Origin of the sequence: Marinomonas algarum, from assembly GCF_020532605.1 — a bacterium.
Classification (GTDB): domain Bacteria; phylum Pseudomonadota; class Gammaproteobacteria; order Pseudomonadales; family Marinomonadaceae; genus Marinomonas; species Marinomonas algarum.
On sequence record NZ_JAJATW010000019.1, the window covers coordinates 51,059 to 72,107 of the forward strand.

General features: G+C 42.6%; 19 protein-coding genes and 1 pseudogene. 18 read left to right on the plus strand and 2 right to left on the minus strand.

What is annotated here, in order from left to right:
* Window positions 1-28 precede the first annotated feature (28 nt).
* On the minus strand, window positions 29-1,423 hold the full coding sequence (locus LG368_RS12120; RefSeq protein WP_226754987.1) for a replication initiation protein: 1,395 nt from the start codon (window positions 1,421-1,423) through the stop codon (window positions 29-31).
* 851 nt (window positions 1,424-2,274) lie between these two features.
* On the opposite strand from LG368_RS12120, the gene traL reads away from it, so the two are divergent.
* From traL to LG368_RS12200, 16 genes are all read left to right on the plus strand, one after another.
* Window positions 2,275-2,556 (plus strand): type IV conjugative transfer system protein TraL, encoded by a 282-nt coding sequence (gene traL / locus LG368_RS12125; protein ID WP_226754988.1) that lies wholly within the window; start codon window positions 2,275-2,277, stop codon window positions 2,554-2,556.
* Window positions 2,553-3,167, plus strand: a complete 615-nt coding sequence (locus LG368_RS12130) for a TraE/TraK family type IV conjugative transfer system protein (protein ID WP_226754989.1) — start codon at window positions 2,553-2,555, stop codon at window positions 3,165-3,167. The genes traL and LG368_RS12130 overlap by 4 nt, the downstream gene beginning before the upstream one ends.
* Complete coding sequence (locus LG368_RS12135; RefSeq protein WP_226754990.1) at window positions 3,164-4,108, plus strand: TraK domain-containing protein; 945 nt, start codon at window positions 3,164-3,166, stop codon at window positions 4,106-4,108. The genes LG368_RS12130 and LG368_RS12135 overlap by 4 nt, the downstream gene beginning before the upstream one ends.
* Entirely contained in the window at window positions 4,105-5,415 is a 1,311-nt protein-coding gene (locus LG368_RS12140; protein ID WP_226754991.1) for a TraB/VirB10 family protein, read from the plus strand. The genes LG368_RS12135 and LG368_RS12140 overlap by 4 nt, the downstream gene beginning before the upstream one ends.
* A 9-nt stretch (window positions 5,416-5,424) precedes the next feature.
* A complete protein-coding gene (gene traV, locus LG368_RS12145) occupies window positions 5,425-5,937 on the plus strand; it encodes a type IV conjugative transfer system lipoprotein TraV (protein ID WP_226754992.1) in 513 nt (170 codons plus the stop codon).
* A gap of 120 nt (window positions 5,938-6,057) precedes the next feature.
* Complete coding sequence (gene traA, locus LG368_RS12150) at window positions 6,058-6,429, plus strand: TraA family conjugative transfer protein (protein ID WP_226754993.1); 372 nt, start codon at window positions 6,058-6,060, stop codon at window positions 6,427-6,429.
* 9 nt (window positions 6,430-6,438) lie between these two features.
* Window positions 6,439-7,317, plus strand: coding sequence for a hypothetical protein (locus tag LG368_RS12155; protein WP_226754994.1), 879 nt, complete (start codon window positions 6,439-6,441; stop codon window positions 7,315-7,317).
* Between the two features lie 88 nt (window positions 7,318-7,405).
* Window positions 7,406-8,113 carry a DsbC family protein gene (locus tag LG368_RS12160; protein WP_226754995.1) on the plus strand — a complete coding sequence of 236 codons (708 nt, stop codon included), beginning with the start codon at window positions 7,406-7,408 and terminating at the stop codon, window positions 8,111-8,113.
* Entirely contained in the window at window positions 8,114-10,567 is a 2,454-nt protein-coding gene (gene traC / locus LG368_RS12165; RefSeq protein ID WP_226754996.1) for a type IV secretion system protein TraC, read from the plus strand.
* Window positions 10,568-10,577: 10 nt separating this feature from the next.
* Window positions 10,578-10,877 carry a hypothetical protein gene (locus LG368_RS12170; protein ID WP_226754997.1) on the plus strand — a complete coding sequence of 100 codons (300 nt, stop codon included), beginning with the start codon at window positions 10,578-10,580 and terminating at the stop codon, window positions 10,875-10,877.
* Complete coding sequence (locus tag LG368_RS12175; RefSeq protein ID WP_226754998.1) at window positions 10,874-11,389, plus strand: S26 family signal peptidase; 516 nt, start codon at window positions 10,874-10,876, stop codon at window positions 11,387-11,389. Before LG368_RS12170 ends, LG368_RS12175 begins: the two co-directional genes overlap by 4 nt.
* Window positions 11,352-12,620 (plus strand): TrbC family F-type conjugative pilus assembly protein, encoded by a 1,269-nt coding sequence (locus LG368_RS12180; protein ID WP_226754999.1) that lies wholly within the window; start codon window positions 11,352-11,354, stop codon window positions 12,618-12,620. The genes LG368_RS12175 and LG368_RS12180 overlap by 38 nt, the downstream gene beginning before the upstream one ends.
* Before the next feature lie 146 nt (window positions 12,621-12,766).
* Window positions 12,767-13,666 carry a TraU family protein gene (locus tag LG368_RS12185; protein ID WP_476703452.1) on the plus strand — a complete coding sequence of 300 codons (900 nt, stop codon included), beginning with the start codon at window positions 12,767-12,769 and terminating at the stop codon, window positions 13,664-13,666.
* A gap of 18 nt (window positions 13,667-13,684) precedes the next feature.
* Window positions 13,685-16,480, plus strand: coding sequence for a conjugal transfer mating pair stabilization protein TraN (gene traN / locus LG368_RS12190; protein ID WP_226755001.1), 2,796 nt, complete (start codon window positions 13,685-13,687; stop codon window positions 16,478-16,480).
* 175 nt (window positions 16,481-16,655) lie between these two features.
* Window positions 16,656-17,588: a hypothetical protein gene (locus tag LG368_RS12195; RefSeq protein WP_226755002.1), complete on the plus strand. Its 933-nt coding sequence runs from the start codon at window positions 16,656-16,658 to the stop codon at window positions 17,586-17,588.
* The gene (locus tag LG368_RS12200) at window positions 17,585-18,271 is read left to right on the plus strand and encodes a hypothetical protein (RefSeq protein ID WP_226755003.1); all 687 of its coding nucleotides are present in this window, start codon (window positions 17,585-17,587) and stop codon (window positions 18,269-18,271) included. Before LG368_RS12195 ends, LG368_RS12200 begins: the two co-directional genes overlap by 4 nt.
* Window positions 18,272-18,512: 241 nt before the next feature.
* Here the strand turns inward: LG368_RS12200 and LG368_RS12205 are convergent, their stop codons facing one another.
* Entirely contained in the window at window positions 18,513-19,382 is an 870-nt protein-coding gene (locus LG368_RS12205) for a DNA replication terminus site-binding protein (protein WP_226755004.1), read from the minus strand.
* A gap of 485 nt (window positions 19,383-19,867) precedes the next feature.
* Here LG368_RS12205 and LG368_RS15495 point away from each other — a divergent pair.
* Both LG368_RS15495 and LG368_RS12215 read left to right on the plus strand, forming a co-directional pair.
* A pseudogene (locus LG368_RS15495) lies at window positions 19,868-20,521 on the plus strand (RNA-guided endonuclease TnpB family protein); the annotation flags it as partial.
* 86 nt (window positions 20,522-20,607) lie between these two features.
* On the plus strand, window positions 20,608-21,049 hold a 442-nt coding region (locus tag LG368_RS12215), incomplete at its 3' end, for a helix-turn-helix domain-containing protein (protein WP_226755005.1).

Below are 21,049 nucleotides of genomic sequence, written 5' to 3' on the forward strand. Positions count from 1 at the left end.
ATCAAGAAGGCCATTTGAACGGCTTTTGCTAGTCAAACGCCCAATCTGTATCTAAAAGATTATTAAGCTCCGCATTTACTGCGTTACGATCTGCTTTAGCATTAACGGTCTTTACCTGCACAGCTGGGGCCGGGATATTTCCAGACAATGAAGCGGCGTAGTATTGTGCAAAGCGAACAGCTACCGCGCCTTGGTCGAAGCGGTGTTGAAGAAAGTCTCTTTGCTCTTCGGACTCTAAGCTCGGCCAAATAGGTATAAGCTGCTCATCTAAGAAACGTCTCTTATGAATGTCTGTTTCCGTTGATACTTTCAGCAAGTTGACTAGATTAATACCAAGATCTGAATTTGCGTAATCCTCTTCAATGGCTTTACGAAGCCATCCAGCGGCATTGTTGATCTTTGTTGCGCTGTCTTCGTCGGCAAGAAGCTTCATATTAGAAAGACATCGTGTTACGCCATAGTTAGATATCAGCTTGTCAGATGCAGAGGACGTAAAGAAAAGATTCAGTTGACGCTTAATCGACAGCCTAACTTCGTTTTCATCTTCCACGGCAATAGTCGAGCCTTTGACTGTTTTAGTTGGGTGATAACCAAACTTCGTTGTTATAGTGAAGACTATCGTTTTCACCTTAGCCGTTGATTTTGGCGTGAGGCGATCTGGAAAGCTGTACTTCACATCAATGTCAGTAGTGTTTAAATCATCCACCGCAGGTTGAAGCACTCTTGTATGAAAATTGCTAAAGCGAGGGTATTTATCACCTAGCTCAAGCACTTCACGCAACTTGTCGTAACTAAGCGGAAGACTAATGCTGAAGCTCCCTTTCTTTACCTTCTCCAGCGAATAAATGCTACGCAACAACTCATACAGCCTAATGCCATATTGAGACTCCATTCTCTGCACATGATGTAGGTGATACTTGGTAAAATGGCCTTTGAGATTAATAAGGTAAGGTTCCAGTTCTGGATGAAAGCTAAAAGAAGCAATTTTCTTTTTATCGTCCCATTTTGATTTGTAAAAGAGGTTCACTTTCTCAAACGATTTGCCGTCGTCGATCTGTTTTCCATCTTTGTCTTTCATGGGCAGCCTAATAATCTGGCTTTGTAGGTTGGTTGTTATCTCATCAATGTGTCGATGAAGGTTCCCGATTGACGACACACCTAAGTCTTCAAGATCGGCCTTCGTAAAATTCCACTCGTTTTGCTTTTTAAAAGGCTCAAGAGGATTAATGAGTGCTATCAGTGCATTCACGATTTTCAATTCAACCTTGGATAGATCAAACCTCCCCCAAACTAAGGCGTTATCTTTATAAATAACTAAGTCATTCTTTATCGCTAGTTCGGTCGTTACATTTCTAACGCCATCAATTTCAATTTCTTGGCCGCTTCGCTCTAGCGTACCTTCAAGAACTTCGTTTTCGTTCATAGTAAAGCCTGTATTCAGTTAACTTTTCTTTGCTATCAAAGGAAGTTGCTACATAAAGTCAGTGATCTAACCAAAAAATAGGGCTTTTGCCCTTTCTGCTGATCAAATGTAGCAACTTTGAGCCATAAAACCCACAAGTTACTACAAAAGATCAGTGGTGAACCTCAAAGTTACTACATAATGTCACTGAAATGATGGAGAGAGGCGTTTTTTAATGATGTTTTGTAGCAACTTGCTGGCTAAGCGTAGCAATACAGGGCGGATTACTGGCTTTATGTAGCAACTTACTGATAAAAGGTAGCAACTTACTGATTTTATGTAGCAACTTACTGGCAAAAGGTAGCAACTTACTGGCTTTATGTAGCAACTTACTGACAAAACGTAGCAACTTTTAAAAAAATATTTATATAATTCAATGAGTTAATGCTACTTAAACAAGAATAAACAGGGTAAACAAGGATAAACAAACAAACATGGTTGTGAGCTTAATATCATTAATTTAAAAAATTGACGGTACATTTAACAAATACGATAATGTATCCAACATAACCGTCACGCTTAGTTCTCTTTTGTCTCTAACGAAAGATGTAACGCGCAACCTTGACGGTTTTTTTGTGTCTCGAAAATATCTCCCTCTACTTTTAAAAAAACTTCCCTTATCCCAGACATTGTTAATCCTAATTATTCAAAACCTTTCACATGTGAAAGGTTTTTGACCTTATCTCTATTTTTACTTTTCCTCTGATTTAAAGCCTGAAAATGCTGTAACTGCCCAAAACAGGTGATAACGCATTAGATGCTGAGCATTGCCTAAAGCAAAATAAGAAGTAACTAATCAAAAGGAGGTTTTTATGAAACCTGTTCGTATTCCAAGGCGAGTAGATGAGCCGCCGCACTTGCTGTTGTGGAGTGCTGATGAATTAGCACCGGTTCTGATAGGGCTTTTTGCTGGCGTCATGCTAGATAAACTTTTTGTCTGCGTAGCAATCGGGCTTGTCGTCACAAATCTTTATCGTAAATTCAGAGATAACCGACCTGATGGCTATTTGATGCACCTTCTTTATTGGTTTGGGATGCCCATTACGAAAGCCAAGTCTTTCAAAAACCCTTACTCACGGAGATTTATCCCATGAAGTTTAAGAGTTACATGCAGTCTTGGGAAGGAACGCAAAACGAGAACAAGTGGTCGCGCATATTTATCGTTGGATTAATTGCTGCGGTTGTTGTTTTAAGTCTGATGCTGACCAGTAAAAAAACGATTGTAACGATCCAGCCTTTTACCCTCAAAAATGAGGCTTGGGTGACAGAGGCTAACGCTTCGCAAAGCTATAAAGAGGCTTGGGGTTTTGCGCTTGCACAGCTACTTGGCAATGTGACGCCCACTAACGTTGATTTCATCAAAGAAAGACTCGCAGGGCTTTTATCTCCAAAAATTTACTCGGACGTAATGAGTGCCATTGATGTTCAGGCTCAAGAAATACGCCTAGACAGAGTAACCATTCGCTTTGAACCAAGATTTGTTGAGTACGAAAAAGATTCTGAAAAAGTCTTCGTTTACGGCACTTCCTTTACCAAAGGATTATCGAAAGATTCTGAGATCAGTACTGACAGGACATACGAGTTTGATATTGCGGTATCAAATTACATTCCAGTTGTTGATTTTATCGATACATACAAAGGGCGTCCAAGAACAGAAAAAGTCTTGGAAAGATTGAGAAGCAGAAACCAGATAGAGAACGAATGATGAGCATAAAAAAGACCATTTTGTCTGTGGCTATCGCGATTCCCGTTTGCGCTACAGCACAAAACCCCATACCTATCGTACCTGCGAGCGTCATGCAGAGAGCTGAAATGGCCCCACTTGAACCAAAAGAACGTTCAGCACAGCCAAGCGTAAAGAGTACGCACACCTCTTCGACCCACAATATGAATAATAGCTCTGATGTCGTAATGTCACCCGGCGTCAACCAGATTGTCCCTATCGCTGTTGGTCATCCTAACCGCATTGTTACGCCGTTCGGTGATCCAGAAGTGGTCTCTACTTCTTTGACCTATGGTTCAGGAAACGACGAATGTGGCGAAATATGTATAAAAGATAACGTCATCTATGTGGCAACCAACAAAGATCACCCGGTAACGATGTTTATCACTGAGAAGGGCAGCGAGGCTAGGGCGCTCAGTTTAACAATGGTTCCTCGTAAAATTCCGCCACGAGAAATGTTCCTTAAGCTCGATGATCAAACTCGTCTTGCAGGGCTTTACTCAAACCCGAAAGCAGAGCGTTGGGAGAAAAGTATGCCTTACGTTGAAACCATTAGAACGGTTTTTAGAGAGATCGCGTTGGGTGAAGTACCTCAAGGGTACTCAATGAGTTCTATACCTGAAGGTATGGCTCCTCCAGTGTGTTACCACCCCGGAATCGATGTCACTTTCAATGATGGTCAGGTTTTGTCAGGCCACAGCCTATCGGTTTTTGTTGGTGTTGCGGAAAATGTGTCGGGAAAAACGCTGGAGTTCAAAGAATCAGCTTGTGGGAATTGGGACGTGGCCGCTGTTACAACATGGCCTCGTAAAGTGCTAGAGCCGGGACAAAAAACGGAAGTATATGTTTCTCGCAAGAACATGAATGAAAGAAAAGCAAAATCGTCGGCTAAACGTCCATCATTGATTGGGGGCCGGTCATGAGCATAAAAGACAATTTTGACAACCTAAGCCCTAAAACCAAGCGGTTAGGGATGATGGTTGCGGCTGCCGCGACAGTCCTGTTAGTCGTCTCTGTGTTTTCAGATTCAGAACAAGTAGAAAAGAAAACATCCTCACGAGAAAAAAGTATTCGTCACGTTCTTACGGACGGTAATACCAGAGATGTCGGTATTGAATCTTTGTCGGCCAACTTAAGAATTATGTCTCGTGAAAATGAAGAGTTACGAGATGAGCTTGCTCGTCTTAAGAATGATATATCAAAAGAAAGTGAGCAGAGCGAAGCCCTTCGTAGCGATGCTGAAAGAGAGCTTTCTTTAAATATAGAAAAAATAAAACAAGAGCTGGATCTGCTTAAAGAGCAGAAAAACACAAGCCCTCAATCGTTAAACCAGAATGTTCAAGTAAACACTACTGATGAAACGAATCAGGGCGTTGGTGCGGTTGTCGCTCCAGAATTGAATCAAAACTTCGATGGTGATTACTCCAATCCTGATGATTTCTTCAGAAACGCCGAAATACCAAAACAGGCTATAAACGAGAATAACTTAAATGAGGATGGCGAGGTAATTGTACCGAAAACACTTTCTATAGCGTCTTACTCTGCATCAAAGCCAAAATCCAATGATGACGCAGATGTGGCTGAAGAAGAAACATTCATGCCAGCGGGATCTATCGTCACGGGTGTTCTGCTTAACGGTATGGACGCGCCGACGGCTCAAGGCGCAAGACAAGATCCATTCCCTGCCACGATCAGGATTCAAAAAGAGGCCGTTTTACCCAACCGTTTCAGAGCCGACATAAGAGAGTGTTTTGTGATTGTCTCCGGGTATGGTGATCTTAGTTCTGAACGTGCATACCTTCGAGGTGAAACCTTGTCGTGCGTGAAAGACAACGGTGATGTTATCGAAACATCGTTTGATTCTTATGTCGTTGGTGAAGACGGCAAAGCAGGTATCCGTGGCCGATTAGTGTCAAAACAGGGTCAGATCATTGCGAAGTCTCTAATGGCAGGCTTTCTTAGCGGCGCATCTGAAGCGTTTGACGTAGATGTGGTTCCAGCTTTAAACCTAACTGGCGAGAGTGTTGAGTATCAAAACAATCCATCCAGCTCGCTACTCAAAGGCGCTGCGGCAAAAGGTGCAAGCACTGCGTTAGATCGCGTTGCGCAGTTTTATATCGACATGGCTGAAGGTATTTTCCCTGTGATCGAAATTGATGCGGGTCGTCAAGTTGAAATCATAGTCACCAAAGGATCTTTGTTAAAAGTCAGAGACTCAAGTTCAAGCTAAGGGGCAATTATGTTTAACAGAAATATCATTGTGAAAGGCTCTGTTTTTCACACTATTAACTTTAAAAAATTGGCCTCTGTAAGTGGTCTGCTTCTTACGCTTTCGGGGTGTTCTGCTTTTAATATCGGGGAAAGTGAGTATGGCTGTACGGGAATGCCAGACGGTGTTCAATGTATGTCAACGGGCGATGTGTATGAAGCGACAAACAACGGACAGATCCCAAGACCGATGAAGACTGAAGATGGCGAGCTTGTTGAGCAAGAGACAGAAACTCAAGTTACCAACGAAGCTTATGAAAACAGTACCGTCAATACTTATGTCGCTCCAAACCTGCCGGACAAACCAATACCAATCCGTACACCCGCTCAGGTCATGAGGATATGGATCGCACCTTGGGAAGATACTAACGGCGACTTGAACACCACCGGGTTTATTTACACTGAAATTGAACCTAGAAGATGGGTTATTGGAGAGAGCGGTGAATCGAGTCAAGGCAACTTTGTTTTTAGCCCTTTACGATAACTGCTCTAACCCCCCGAAAAGGTTAAATACACGTTATGAACAGCCCTTCGGTCACTTATAAAATCAAAGGATCAGAGGGTGAATCTGAGGAAATGTATATTATGAAAATGGGAGAAAAAAATGAGTGTTTTTAAAACAGCTAAAAATGTAATGAAAAGCCCCGGCGCAGTATCGCTTTCGTTAATGGCGGTATCGCTTGCTTTTGCCGGTGATGCTTTTGCTGGTACGGATGGTACTGAATTTAATGAGGTTTGGGAAACTCTTAAAGGGTGGACGACGGGGACGCTAGGTAAAATTGTTGCTGGCGCTATGATTCTGGTTGGCATTATCGGCGGTATTGCTCGCCAAAGCTTGATGGCGTTCGCGATTGGTATTGCCGGTGGTATGGGGCTTTCCTATGCGCCAAACATTATTGAGACCATTGTTAGCTCAACTTTGGAAAAAGCGCCAAGCGTCATTCCGCTGGCGTCTCAAATTGCTAATGGCATGTAGTGTGTAGAAATGGAAGTAACCAAGAAAAAGCCCGATTCGTTCGGGCTTTTTCTTTCACATGTGAAAGAAAAAATGTTTAACCTTAATATTCTAAAAATTTTCCTATTGGATCTTACTTACCTTTTAGCCTTACCTGCTATGGCCTGCTGTTTTTTGTGGGTAATGAATGAAGCGTACTATAGGGCATTTGGGAGATTTAAAAGAAAGGCTGTTATTTGTACGGGCGTGGTTGGTGTCACTGTGCATGAAGTATCACATGCTTTAATGGCGTCACTCTGGGGTATGTACGTTAATAAAATTGTATTTTTTAACTTTGACCCGGAATCGAAAACCCTTGGGTATGTGAATTACTCATACAATCCAAGAAGTCTTATTCATTGCCTTGGCATCGTTTTCACCGGGTTTGCACCGCTTATCGTAGGCGCTTGCCTCGTTTACTTTATTTTCGATTATTCTGGTTTGCCTAATTTTAATTCGTACTTTCAGTACAGTTATCAAGGCTCCATTCAAGAGACAATCAATGCAGGTTTTTTAGAGTCTGTGACCAATTGGCTTTCTGATTTGTACGTCAGTTTTAATAGCCCTTTAGATGTGTTGTTTTTTCTTTTGTGCTTGATGATCGGCGTTCACTCAACACCAAGTAGGGCGGATCTTAGAGGGGCCATGAGAGGAAGTTTTATCACGTTATCTTTCCTTTTCTCACTTTGGTATTTGATGCGCCTTTTTCCATCTTACACCACAACTTATATGCGAATATTTGAAGGCTGGATGGTGGACTTTGGAGCGGCAATCATTCAGCTGGCATTAATCTCTTCGGTTTTTGCTTTTTCTCTGACGATTGTAGGTTTAGTGCTTAGTGTAAAAAAACCAACAACATTCTCAAATTGACCAAAAGCGGCCAATGCAGAGTTCTCTACTAATTTGCATGGGCTATACACTGTTCTGAGTTTGTAAAAATCTCATTTAAGGACATTGTATGAACAAGACTTTATTGAAAACCATCGTTTCAGCCGCTTTTTTCTGGTCTGCTTCGGCCATGTCTCAGGTTCAATTAGATCTGTCTAAGCCTCAAAACACACAGCTAGACGCCGTTATTAGCCTCCCTGTCGAAAGCCTAAAAGCGGTAGAAGCCAATGGCGAAATCATGTTTATGTCTGAGAATGGCCGCTTTGTTCTGAGAGGTCAGATGTACGACATTTGGAACAAGAAAACACTTAATAGCTCAGCTCAGATCGTAGATGCGGTAACACGTATTCACTTTGATCAGATGAATACGAATTTTGATAACTACAACACATTCTCAATCGGAAGTGGTGAAAAGCAAGTTGTGGTGTTTGTCGATCCGACGTGCTCTATCTGTCATAAGATGATGAAAGATGCGAAATGGATGGGGAGAGAATACACCTTTAAGTTTGTTGTCGTCCCGGCTTTGGGTGATAAATCAGATGTGTTAGCAAGAAAAGTATTTTGCGCCAAAGATCGTCAAGGCGCTCTTGATGACTACATGAACCACACATTAGAAAACGTGCCTCAAAAAGAAGACTGCGACACACAAGGCTACGACTCGACATTGATGATGGCCCACCTAATTGATGTAAAGGGAGTCCCTTTTGTGGTTGCCCCGGACGGCAGATATTCGACGGGCAAGCCAGCGAATTTCAAAAAATGGCTGGAGGGTAAATAAATGGAATTTATTACTTTCAAGAAAAAAAACCATAAGAAGCTCATTCCTGATGAAGTTAAAGCCTCTGCATTGATACCTGTTATGGCCTATTCTGAGGACGATATGATCTTTCTCATGGATGACAAAAGCATTGGTTTTGGTTTTATTTGTCAACCTTTGACCTCTGCAACTGAGAAAGTGCAGGAACGTACAATTGGTATGCTAAACCAAGAGTTTCCGGCAAAATCAACAATGCAATTCACGCTGTTTAGGTCGCCCGATATCGCTCAAGATCTAAATCGAATGATTGAATTACGTGATGGCTTTAATCACGACCTATTAACGTCCGTTATCAAAGAAAGAACAGCTTTCTTGGGACATCATTCAAGAAACAAGATCATCGCACAAAACCAGAAGGGCATGTTTGATAACGGCTTAATTCAAGACACAAAGCTTTTTGTTACCGTGAAAGTGCCTATCGCTGACAATAAACCCACTGAAAACGACATAACTCAACTCAAAGATCTCCAGAAAAAAGTGAAGTCGGCTTTGCAAACAGTGGGATTGCGGCCTATCGATATCACCGCAACCGACTATATAAGAATCATGAGTACAATGCTCAATTGGGGCGAGGGCGCTTCTTGGAAATCGGATTCAACTCTAAGTTGGGAGACAGATAGACCGATTTGTGAGCAAATATTTGATTACGATACAGACATCAATATGACAAAAAACAGTCTTCAAGTTGGTGATCAACACGTCAAGATTCTTTCAGCAAAAAAACTTCCTGACATAGCTTACTTTGGTGATGCAATCACGTATGTCGGGGATCTTTCGGGCGGCAACTCAAGCATTAAAGAAAACTACATGATTGTCACGAATGTGTTTTTCCCGGAGCCTGAGAAAATTCGCAACACTTTGGATCGTAAACGCCAACTTGCCGTTAACCAAGCCTACGGGCCAATGTTGAAATTTGTGCCGGTCTTGGCGGATAAGAAAGAAGGTTTTGATGTTCTTTATGAGTCAATGAAAGAAGGCCAGAAACCTATTGGTATCAGTTATTCCATGGTCATCTTTGCTCCAACAAAAGATCGTGCTGACGCCGCGGCAATGGCCGCACGTAACATTTGGAGGGAAACGCGCTTCAATCTAATGGAAGACAGGTTCCTTTTCCTTCCCATGCTTATTAATAATTTACCGTTATGCACTGACATCGGCGCTGTTCAGGATCTTTTTCGCTATAAGACCATGACAACTGAACAGGCCGCCGTTCTGCTGCCTCTATTCTCGGAGTGGAAAGGCACAGGCACGTATCACGCCTCACTGTTGTCTCGAAATGGTCAGCTTATGAGTCTTTCACTTCATGACTCGAACACCAATAAGAACCTCGTTATAGCGGCAGAGTCGGGGTCTGGTAAATCGTTTCTTACGAACGAACTAATCTTTTCCTATTTGTCTGAAGGCGCTCAAGTTTGGGTTATCGACGCGGGTAAGTCTTATGAAAAGCTTGCTGATCTTCTGAATGGTGACTTTGTTCATTTCGAAGACGGTGCCGGTGTGTGTCTGAACCCTTTTGAGCTTATTCAGAACTATGAAGACGAAGAAGATGCCGTGGTTAGTCTTGTCGGTACGATGGCCTCTGCAAAAGGCAATCTTAGCGAATGGCAAACCTCGGCGCTAAAGCGAGTCATGACGGATGTTTGGAATGAGCTTGGCACTTCCATGAAGGTCGATGATGTTGCAAACCGTTGTCTTGAAGAGCATCAAGATCAGCGCTTAAAAGATATCGGTATGCAGCTTTTCCCGTTCTCGTCGAAAGGCAGCTACGGGAAATATTTCTCTAATGACAACAACGTGTCTTTTCAGAACCAATTCACTGTTCTTGAGCTTGACGAACTACAAGGCCGAAAACACTTAAGACAAGTGGTTTTGCTTCAGTTGATTTACCAGATTCAGCAAGAGGTTTTTCTTGGTGAAAGGAACCGGAAAAAAGTGGTGATTGTTGATGAAGCGTGGGACTTGCTCAAAGAAGGTGAGGTGTCCGTCTTCATGGAACACGCTTATCGTAAATTCCGAAAATACGGTGGTTCGGTTGTTATCGCCACTCAGTCCATTAATGACTTATACGAAAATACGGTGGGCCGGGCAATCGCGGAGAACTCGGCCAGCATGTATCTGTTAGGTCAAACAGAAGAAACCGTTGAATCGGTCAAGCGAAGTGGCCGTTTGTCTCTTTCTGATGCGGGTTTCAATATTTTGAAGACGGTACATACGGTACAAGGCATTTACTCTGAGATATTCGTTAAGTCAAAAAGTGGTATGGGCGTTGGGCGATTGATCGTAGGCGAGTTCCAAAAATTATTGTACTCAACCGATCCTCGTGATGTTGATGCAATAGATCAGCACGTCAAGAGAGGCTTAAGTATCCCGGATGCTATCCGGGCTGTCATGAAAGACCGTGCAATGGTTGTTTAAGGAGAAAGTTATGGATTTTAAGTCGATTCTACTGGCGGCTTTTTTGGGTGGGGGAGTCGGTGCGGCTTCCATTTATTTTGCTTTAGAAAACAAAAATGAGGCTCCACAAGTGCCGTCTATCGCTGTTGTTGATTTTGCAAAGATGGCTATGCAATACCCGGACGGTGCTACCCCTGAGCAAGTCGAGGATATGATGTCACGAACAAAGATAGCCATTGATAAGCTAAAGGATGCTGGTTATATCGTGCTGGATTCGGGGGCCGTTGTTGCCGCGCCGGAAGATTCTTATCTACCAGAGGATTTATTTTGAGCTTTCTAGTTAAACGACAATCCTGGTCACGCTTTGGCGTAAAGGCGGCTGTCGTTTTTCTGCTTATAACGGTTTTTTGGTTAGTGTTTAAGAGCCGTTTTAGCATAGGCATCGATACACAACTTGTTAAGTGCATTCCCGGCTACACAGTGTACTTAATCGATAAGCACGATAAGACGCTTATAAAAGATGAGATATTTGTCGTTCTATCCAGTGGGTTAAATCCAATTTACGAGGATGGTACTCAACTCGTTAAGTACCTTCGTGGCGAACCCGGAGATCTCATAGAAATCAAAGACAATCACAATATTTACGTCGATGGTGAGTTTCAGGGGCATGGTTTATCTCACTCCCAAACGCTTCATTCGTCCCCTGAAAGTTACATGGGTAGCAGAACGCTAAAAGCGGATGAGTATTGGTTTATGGGGATAAGCGATAGAAGTTTTGATTCACGTTATTGGGGAAGTGCAAGCAGTGAACAAGTCTACGGTAAAGCGTATCCAATTTTTTAAAGGTGTTTTGATTTCTGCTGTATTTGCCTCTGCATTTGCGTCTGGAAAATCGTTAGACCTTATAAACAACCCTTCTTTGACTGAAGAAGATGTACGGATTGTTGATGATTTTAAAAAGCTTTCTAAGAACGAGAATGGCGAATTTGATCTTTCAGAATTTCAGAAAAACTCTGACCTCATGGAGAAGTCTTACGAAGAGGCCAAAGCGTTTGCTGAGGGTCTAAAGTCAAGCAATCGCACCATGCTGGAAATGAGCGAGCAATCTCAAGCGAAAGAAGACTTTTCTAACAAAAACATCGTGCTGTTTGCCTCAAGATCGTTGGGTAAACAGGGGCTTAAAAATATCTTTGAAACGGCCTCACACAACCAAGATGTACTTGTGGTCTTTCGCGGCATACCAAAAGAGGCAAATCTTGGGGAGGCCATGCTTGAAATACAAGAAATAGCCGTTCAGTACGATCCTGTTCCCAACATCATCATCGATCCATCTTTGTTCGAAGAATACAAAGTTGAGGTTGTGCCAGCTGTCGTCATTCGTGAAGAAAGCACTACCGGGTTCAATAAGTTACCGAAAGAGGTGGCTAAGGTGTTTGGCCTATCTACTTATGATTGGGTCATGTCTCAAATAGAGTCGGGTGGCCGTGGTGACTTAGGGGTTCGTGGCCCTGTCTCGGAAATCTCTGAGCCTGATCTTATAGAGTTGATGAAAGAGCGTTTTGCCGCGATTGATTGGGAAGAGAAGAAAGAAGCGGCCAAGAACAATTTCTGGAAAAACCAACGCTTTCGAACTTTACCGAGAGCGACCGAACATCGAACTCGCCTTATCGATCCAAGCATCTACATTACGGATGACATCAAAGCAGAAAATGGAGCCATCATTGCGTCGAAAGGCGACGTTATAAATCCGCTCGACATAACGCCATTCACGCAGGCAGTTATTGTTTTTGATCCTTTGGATAAAGAGCAGGTGGCATTGATCAAAAAATCGCTGGTGAGAATCAGTGAGACAGCAGGTGTTACCAGACTCACCTACATAGCGACACGGTTTGATAAAGAGGCTGGGTGGGACTCGTACAAAGAGGCTACAGACACTTTTAAATCTCCTGTTTATTTGCTGACACCAGATCTACAGGCACGGTTCCATCTTGAGCGAGTGCCATCGGTCATTACGGCAAAAGGTAGACGGTTCTCTATTGAAGAACTGTACGATCAGAACAAAGTTGAAAATTAGGCCATGTAATTATGAATAAATTCTTAAGTTCTTCTTTAAAGGTTTCGCTCTTTGCTCTTCTTTGTTTGGGCGGGTCTTTGGTGAAAGCAGAATCAGCAGATACAGAAGGTTCCGGCTGCCAAAACGCTGAGGTGATCGGGCCAAAAATGCTTACCGATATATGTTGGAGTTGTATTTTTCCTCTTCGTGTCGCTGGTGTTGATGTTTCTGGTAGTGGCCGTATGCCTAGTGGAGCGGTCAAAAGCCCACTTTGTTTGTGTGAAGACAACCAAGGCGTTTCTAGGCCCGGCGTGACGACTTCGATGTGGGAACCAGCTCGGGTTGTTGAGTTTCAGAGAGTGCCGGGGTGTTCATCGGTATTAAATGGCACCAGATTTCCATTCGATATAACAAACCAAGGACAGCACGGGGAAGGAGAGCAAGATGATAGTGATGCCTCATTTACTCACTATCACTACTACTCATTTCCTCTTCTACAAATGTTGGACATGTTTGTTAAGCAAAGCTGTAATCCAGACGGTTTTACCGATTTGGATATCATGTATCTATCAGAGCTAGATCCAACATGGAACAACGATCAACTGGCCTTCTTCACAAGCCCGGAGGCTTCCGCAGTAGCGAATCCTGTCGCTACTCTTGCTTGTACTGCTGATGCCGTTTCTTCAGCGCTTGGCCGTCCAATAGATAGATTGTTTTGGTGTGCCGGGTCGTGGGGGAATATATATCCCTTGAGTGGTCGTCAAACTGGCGGAAAGGGCACTATAAGAGATACCAGCCTTCTGTCTGCTCGTGTCTTAGGCTCTTTACACCGTCGCGGTTTAGCGTATGGAACGGTAGGGGATCAGGCTATGTGTGGCGGCAACCTTATGCCGACACTACCAAAGTCACAATACAAATTTACGATGCTTCATCCTGTTCCCGAGACGGAATCAGCGCACGTAATAGGTGAGTCTACTCTGACTTGGGGCTTTTCTAGAACCATACCGGCGGTAGGTGAAGATCCAATTTATGTCATCTGGCGATGGAACGATTGTTGTAATACTTAATTGCTGGCAGAGGGAACAATGAGAACAAAATTAATAGCCAAGAAAATAGTGGCAATCAACCTTGTCATGACCATGATCCTAAGTCCGTTACTGGCTATGGCTCAAGATGAAATCACTGAAGCTGGTTTTGAAGGTCAAAATTTTGCCAAACAAATAGGTTTGGAAGCAAAGAACAATTCTACCAAGGTTGAGAACGGTCAAATGTCTGTTCCGACCAAAGATGAAAATGGGAACTTTCAGTACGAAAGCGACAATTCTTTCAGTGTTGATTCTTTGTATCCAGGCACGTCAAGCTCAAACAGCGATAGTTATGCGGAATACTTTTCCGATGGTGCTGCTCCAGACGTTGACGATCTTGGCGATCTGCATGATTCTGAAGGCAGTATGAGCGATGTAGGTGACAGCACGAAAGACAGCTTGTGGGAAGACGCTAACAGCGATAATCCATCAATCTCAGGTGCAGCATACAAAGTACTGCTAGATACCGCTGATCTAAGTAAGCCTGATTTCACTAACGATCCCGTTCTCAACTTAACCAAATCGACGTATGAAAACATTGATGTAATCGCAGAAGGTTTTGGAGATTGCTCTACCAATACGACTTTCGATGAAATCACAATGAACTTGCATAATCCAGAGTATGAAATATGCAATAGAGTGCTGGATAAAAGCGCCTCTTGTGAAATTATTCATGATTACGAGGCGGCTGTAATAAAGCATCATGGCGGTCCATACAATTTCAGCACTTGTGGTAGTGGATGTTCTGATTTATGGATAGGTCGAGTAGGTGATAACTATTGGGGCGGTTATTGCAGTATTTATGAGGCTTATACAGAAGTTAAAATTGTTAACCCTAGTGCGATAACCAGCGCCAAATTGGTTCGCGCTAAATGGGACGATTATATGCAGGTTTGGGTCGGAGAACCCGGTAAAGAAGTGAAGGTATGGCAAGGCCCAAACAATAATTTCCCTCCAGAAACCGGCGGTAGGTGTGAACTTAGTACTAGCTGGGACAGAAACCCTAATGTAGATTTGACTCGCTACTTCAAAAACGCTGATCCTAATTCTGTTATGCGCTTCAAAATAAGAGTATCAGTTGCTGGGGCAGGAGAAGGCTTCGGTAAGATAAGGGTCAACTATGATCCATCTCAAGCCGTAATTAGGGATGAGTGGTCGCCTCAAAACTGTATAGAGTCTGTTGATGGTCTTCTTGATGGTTTTGCTGACGGCGGCTATAGCTGCATTGACGATCCTAGAGACTCAAGTGGGTGTACTTACACAAATGGTATAAGGATTTGTCCGTCTAATTTGAAGCCATCACCCGTTCCCGGCGTTTCCAACCTTTGTAAAAGGATTTCAGTAGAAGCCGATTATAATTTCTACAAGGGGACTTTAGAGTGCTATACCGATGCCAATGGCAACAATGTATGCCCTGAAAATAATGGTGGATATCTCGATACCTGTGGAGAGCTTGAAGATAACCCTCAGTGTGGCTTTATCAGTTCATCTTGTGTTGAGGGTGCTAAAGGAAATTCTGGTGACTGTTATGTTCAAGAAGAAAAGTGGGACTGTGGCAGTACAGTAGAAGCAAGCACCATACAAAAAAACACAGAGTATCAGTGCGGTGGATCTATTCGATGTATGGGGGATGACTGTCTTGATCCATCGCAGACATCAGATCAAACAGGTAATTTTGCAAAAGCCTCGGCGTTGTTGAACGCTGCTCAGTTTATGACTCAGGACATGACATGTACTGGCTTAAATGAAGACGGAAGCGCTACAGGGGACGAAGATGTAACTTGTTCTGCATTTAACGGTAAGGCTGGGGAGTGCAAAATAGCCGTTGGTGGTGTCGCAGATTGCTGTGAAAAACCATCCAATATAAGCATGGTTGAGTATTTAGCTATGATCATGCAAGTACCTAAACTGGATGGAGCAGTGCTTGCTCTTGAAAACGAAAACGTAATAAAAAGCGCCTATCAAACTATTAGGCAGCCTGTCGCTAACGCTTGGACAGAGACGACCAACACGTTTACAAACTATATGGATAATATCTCTGGTTCGGTGCAGGAAGCATTTAAGCCGATAGGCGAACTGAAAGACGAGTTAATTGAAAAACTAAAAGAGAAGTCTAAGGAAGTACTCAAAGATGTCTTGGGAAGTACCGCAGAGACTACGGCAACGGATGCCGCCGCAGCAGAAGCGACTCAGGAGGCGACGGAAACTGCCGCTAATAATGCAGCAGACACTATGGCCTCGCAAGGTATGTCTATGCTTGGTTCCGCCATGTCTGTTTACAGTGCTTATGTTGCTGCCGTAGCGGTAATTCAAATGGTTTATGCCTGTGAGGAGGAAGAGTTCGAGATGAACGCCAAAAGAGCGGTCGATAGCTGTACTTATATTGGCTCATATTGTGCTGACGATATTTTGGGTGTTTGTATAGAAAAAAGAGAATCGTACTGTTGTTTTAATTCTCCTTTATCAAGAATCATCCAAGAGCAAGTACGACCTCAATTTGGACAGGATTTTGGTTCAGCCAAAAACCCTAGTTGTGGTGGAATCACCCTTGATAAGATTAGTCAAATCGATTGGGATAAAATAAATCTTGATGAGTGGCTGGCTATATTGAAACAGAACGGTCAATTTCCAGACGAGGGCATCAGCATGGATTCGTTAACAGGAAGTGGAAGTGTTTTTAATATTGACGGTGATCGTTTGCCTGCCGATCAGAGGGCTTTGGAACGACTCGATGGTGTGGATGTTGATGAAAAGCGCCGTGATGCGGTTGATAGCATTAGCATTCAAGCGAACTAGTCCTAAATAATTGACATCCCCCCGCCCTAAAGCTCTTTCTAGCTAAATTTTATGTATTTTTGGTGCCGTTAATGCCACTAATTTTAATTTTTAGACAGTAGATATGTAGCAAAAAATCTATCATGTAGGTAGCTTAAAGAATACAATCTTAGCCTTGTTTTGAGGGAGTTAAAGAATGGTTTTGCATGCGCATACCTATGAAGATGTAAAACATTGTATGGGCGATGATATGGCTGACTATCTAAAGCGAAAGTCGACCGGTGGGAAGGCGAATGATGATGGTGGTAAATACGAATCCGACTTTGCTGTATGGATAATAGCCAATACCGCGGCTGATATCTTTGGTGGTGAAACCGATGAAGAAACGCAAGTTGCTGGGCAGTTCCCTGGTTTCGTTGATGATTTTGTTCTGTTTAAGCCTGCAAGAAATGAGAAACTTAGTTATCAGCTTAAGAATAGTCCTTCAATTGTATGGGGTCGTAAATCTGCGAAAACTACAAGATCTATTGAAGAGGACTTTCAAGCTCAATATAAAATGGATATAGCCTGTTACCTACATCGAAGCTCATTGACTCTCTTAGCGCTAAGCGATCTAGCTACTTTTAAAAAGCTTAACCAATCCATTCCCTGTATGATTGCTCCACATACTGAATGTATTCACTTTGAGGCTGTTGGCTCAATAAATCAGGCTCTATTGGCGAATCACAAGTTAAGGTCTACACTTGGTAAGATATGTGTCACGACTGATATAGATAAGCTGGCACAGTTGTATACGGTTATAACCGGAGTATGGAGCAACCATAGCTCGAATGTAATTAAAGTCACTGATCTTATGGATGAAGTGCGCCAGATAAAGCCCGAGTATCTTATAAATCCGGTAAATATTGTGTTAAACTCTAAGGTTAAGTCTACCTTGGATGAAATCTCTGGTTTTTCCTACAACGTGATTGGGAGATTCTTGACTTATAGCTACACTTCGAGTGGTGGCAATTTCACGACTGGTGGTAAGTCGCTCTCTAAAAGCGATCTTGAAAAATTCGAAAACACTATATTGGATGCTAGGCCTGAGACATTTCAGGACTTGTTCGGATTGGGGGTCTTACAATGAAATCAAGAAAATATGTTTATAGCGATAGGGAAGATTTTGTTGAACATCTTGATACGTTGCTACAGTCAGGCGTGTCTCCTGCTTCCTACAAAGCTGCGATGTATGAACTCGGCAAAGATCTATCCGAAGGTTTACTAAGAAAGATAGAAAGTTCTGATTCTTTTTGTCTTGCCTCGACTGCTGAAGATGCTGATTTCTTGTCTAAAGGTATTATAGATTCAATTAGTGGTACTGTTGCAGATATTAAACTTGCATGTTTCTGGAATTATCACTCAACTCCTATTAAGGGCCAGCAAAGCACTGCTCCGATAATAAGAAAGTTTGTTGAAAACGGTTTTAAAGAGTGTAAGCACCTTATTATTACAAAGTCCGTGATTTCAGGGTCGTGCGTTGTAAAAACAAACCTTACAGATTTGATTGAGATAATGAGACCTGAGAAAATTTACGTTGTTGCTCCTGTAATGCACGTTGATGCAGAAAGGAAACTGAAAATGGAGTTTCCAGAGACAATTAGCAGCAAGTTTATTTTCGAGACACTAGTTTATGATGATGAAAAAAGCAATGAGACTAGTGAGGTTATTCCAGGTATAGGTGGTGATGTGTATCGATTGTTAGGCTTTAAATCCCAAGAAGATAAAAATACATTCACACCAGAATTAGTTATGCAGAAAATGTTCGCATAATCTTTTTGTCTTTTGACATCATCTCCGCTCCTAAATGACGGAGATTCCTACTGCTAGTGCTTGATGTCCCAAGCGAAGAATATCTATTCACTAGCTGTGCCTCATAAGGCAAACGTCCATTCTTTTATTCCAAGATTTGCCCTACTTTCGGACTGTTATTGGGTATTTCACCGCAATACGATTAAATCTTTCACATGTGAAAGATGACTGTTCCAACCATCTGCCTATAGATAAAGAAGGCCTAAGAACAACACTCAATGGCAATTCCGCCGAAACTACCAATCGACGTAAACGAGCTTTTGTCTGACCGTGTTTTTCTTTCGGTTTCAGCGTGAAAATCCATCAGCGATTTAAAGATGATCGGTTCGTTCTGAACAAAGATCAGAGGCATTGGTGCTGTTACCGTCTTCATAGACCCACCAATACTAATGTTAGCTACTGGCTGAACGGCTACCGCTCTTCTCATCCTCAATTTGCTTTCAGGTGTATCGCTTACATTTTTGATCAACCCGGCCAATAGTGCCTGATTTTCCGCATTTGTCCGGGCAAGCGTCTTGCTCATGTTTGCTATTAGCTTTTGCTTGTCAGGTTTGTACCGAGCGTCTTTTCTTTGCCATGAGAATCGTGCAGAAAGTACATTCTTATCATTAAAGCATCGAATGTGCCGGTATAAATGCAGCGTCATTACTCTTGGGCATTCTAGCCTTAACGCCTTACTTCTATCACTGCTTGTATTATAGCGTGTCATTAGATGATTTCTAATCAGGTCTTTTGACTCGTTAATACGCTCAACTAACCCAGACACCAAGGCAATAGATGGGTCGTCACTTGTACTAAGGTGGACGGCCCCTACCGTCCTTCTGACTACCTTTTGAGAGAACTCAGGCTCTATGAAAAGGTCTTTATAGGATGCGGCAGCACAGGCCAAAGCGCTTTTACCAACATGTTCAGAAACAGTGATGGTATCTAAAACCTCATCTTCCATGCCTTTCAGCGTAGGTTCAATTGGATAGGCTATGGCTGTTTTGTACCGGGCGAGAGTAATCAGGTCATTTAACTCAGAGATACCCTGTTGCACCTGCTCGAATTGTTCCGAAATAAGAAACCTCAAATTAGCAATTCCTTTAAAGATTGTACTGACGGTACATTTTAGACCATCATTAACTTAAGCATTGAACACAAAAAATACCCCCGCACTCCTTGGAACACAACGACAAATTCAAAGACTCAAGATAAAATCAAAAAAAGAGAAAAAAGACCGGTTAGATAAAGTGTGAAAATGAAGTTTTAAGGTGAGGCAATGGGGCCAGCTCAAATTATGCAACAGTGTCGCATAATTTGAGCGTTGCATAGCAGAGGCTTTTTTTGATCAGATATTTGCCGCATACTCGTTTGCTTTAGCATAATGCCCGTAAGCCCCCTGACTTCTAGGCAGGGGATATAAGGGCGAAGCCGATAGGCTTCTAATTAGGTCTGTTTTTCCTTTGTACTTTGTTGAGAACACCAAGTGTGCGTGAAGATCAAAAATACAATGAATACCTTTTCTCATTTCCATTTTACGCTAATCGTATATAAGCCTATAATGTTTATATATGAATGATTCTTATTGGAATACGCCAATTGCTTAAAGCCACAAAAGTACGAATCTACCCAACCGATGAACAGGCTGATTTTTTAAATCAGCAGTTCGGTGCGGTGCGTTTCGTGTGGAATAAGGCTCTAGGCTTGAAAAACCATTTCTACAAAGTAAAGCACCATAACTTATCGCCACTCAAGGACCTAAAACCACTTTTGGCGGTAGGCAAAAAGAGCCGTAAGTATGCGTGGCTTAAGCAGTATGATTCCATTGCTTTACAGCAAGCCGTGATCTACTTAGATAAAGCCTTTAAAAATTTCTTTGACCCAACGCTGGCGACTCGATTCCCCCGTTTCAAATCTAAGCATGGCAAACAGTCGAGCTATCACTGCACCAGTATTTCAGTGGGTGAAAACGGGATTAAGGTGCCAAAGTGTTCACCTATTAAGGCCAAGGTTCATCGACTCATTGAAGGCAAAGTTAAGTCGATCACATTGACTCGAACGGTAACAGGTAAGTATTTTGCATCAATCTTGGTGGATGATCAGCAAAACCATGCTGCAACACCGCAAGAGATCGAAGCGAGTAGAATTACCGGAATCGACATAGGTTTGACTCACTTCGCCATACTCGATAGTGGGGAGAAAATAGCCAACCCAAGGCATTTAAAAAGCTCTGAAGACAACCTCACCCCCTGTGTCAGGATAGTTGTCGCCTCATTTGTTATTTTAAATAAACAGGGGACGGTAAGTGAAAACCAGTGGATTACCAAAGACATTCAAGTGCCTTTAAAGAAGCCATTTTACAAAAACTCTACCAAAGCCGATTGTCGAGACGTGAGTTTGCAGAACAAGAAGGCATTAAGCTCTCCACCCTGTATAGTTGGCAAAAGCAATTCAACACATCAGGATTTAGCGAGTCAAAAGTGAGTTCATCAGATAAGTGGTCCAATGAAGAAAAGTTTGCTGTCGTACTTGAAACTGCCGCCTTGTCTGAAGCGGATCTGAATCAGTATTGCCGAGAAAAAGGGTTGTACCCTGAGCAAGTAAAGCAATGGAAGCAAGCGTGCATTGCTGGGAATACAGTGAAAGATAAGCGAAACACCAAGATCACGGCTGAGCAACAATCGGACAAAAAACGCATTAAAGAACTAGAACGTGAGCTGAGACGAAAGGAGAAAGCGTTAGCAGAAAGTGCGGCGT

Bases quoted from the DNA above. Each gene is read 5' to 3' on its own strand.
- traV (WP_226754992.1), top strand. From the start codon at position 5,425: ATGTTTAACAGAAATATCATTGTGAAAGGCTCTGTTTTTCACACTATT.
- LG368_RS12120 (WP_226754987.1), bottom strand. From the start codon at position 1,423: ATGAACGAAAACGAAGTTCTTGAAGGTACGCTAGAGCGAAGCGGCCAA.
- traL (WP_226754988.1), top strand. From the start codon at position 2,275: ATGAAACCTGTTCGTATTCCAAGGCGAGTAGATGAGCCGCCGCACTTG.
- traN (WP_226755001.1), top strand. From the start codon at position 13,685: ATGAGAACAAAATTAATAGCCAAGAAAATAGTGGCAATCAACCTTGTC.
- LG368_RS12200 (WP_226755003.1), top strand. From the start codon at position 17,585: ATGAAATCAAGAAAATATGTTTATAGCGATAGGGAAGATTTTGTTGAA.
- LG368_RS12170 (WP_226754997.1), top strand. From the start codon at position 10,578: ATGGATTTTAAGTCGATTCTACTGGCGGCTTTTTTGGGTGGGGGAGTC.
- LG368_RS12160 (WP_226754995.1), top strand. From the start codon at position 7,406: ATGAACAAGACTTTATTGAAAACCATCGTTTCAGCCGCTTTTTTCTGG.
- LG368_RS12130 (WP_226754989.1), top strand. From the start codon at position 2,553: ATGAAGTTTAAGAGTTACATGCAGTCTTGGGAAGGAACGCAAAACGAG.
- LG368_RS12140 (WP_226754991.1), top strand. From the start codon at position 4,105: ATGAGCATAAAAGACAATTTTGACAACCTAAGCCCTAAAACCAAGCGG.
- LG368_RS12155 (WP_226754994.1), top strand. From the start codon at position 6,439: ATGGAAGTAACCAAGAAAAAGCCCGATTCGTTCGGGCTTTTTCTTTCA.
- LG368_RS12185 (WP_476703452.1), top strand. From the start codon at position 12,767: ATGCTTACCGATATATGTTGGAGTTGTATTTTTCCTCTTCGTGTCGCT.
- traC (WP_226754996.1), top strand. From the start codon at position 8,114: ATGGAATTTATTACTTTCAAGAAAAAAAACCATAAGAAGCTCATTCCT.
- LG368_RS12195 (WP_226755002.1), top strand. From the start codon at position 16,656: ATGGTTTTGCATGCGCATACCTATGAAGATGTAAAACATTGTATGGGC.
- LG368_RS12135 (WP_226754990.1), top strand. From the start codon at position 3,164: ATGATGAGCATAAAAAAGACCATTTTGTCTGTGGCTATCGCGATTCCC.
- traA (WP_226754993.1), top strand. From the start codon at position 6,058: ATGAGTGTTTTTAAAACAGCTAAAAATGTAATGAAAAGCCCCGGCGCA.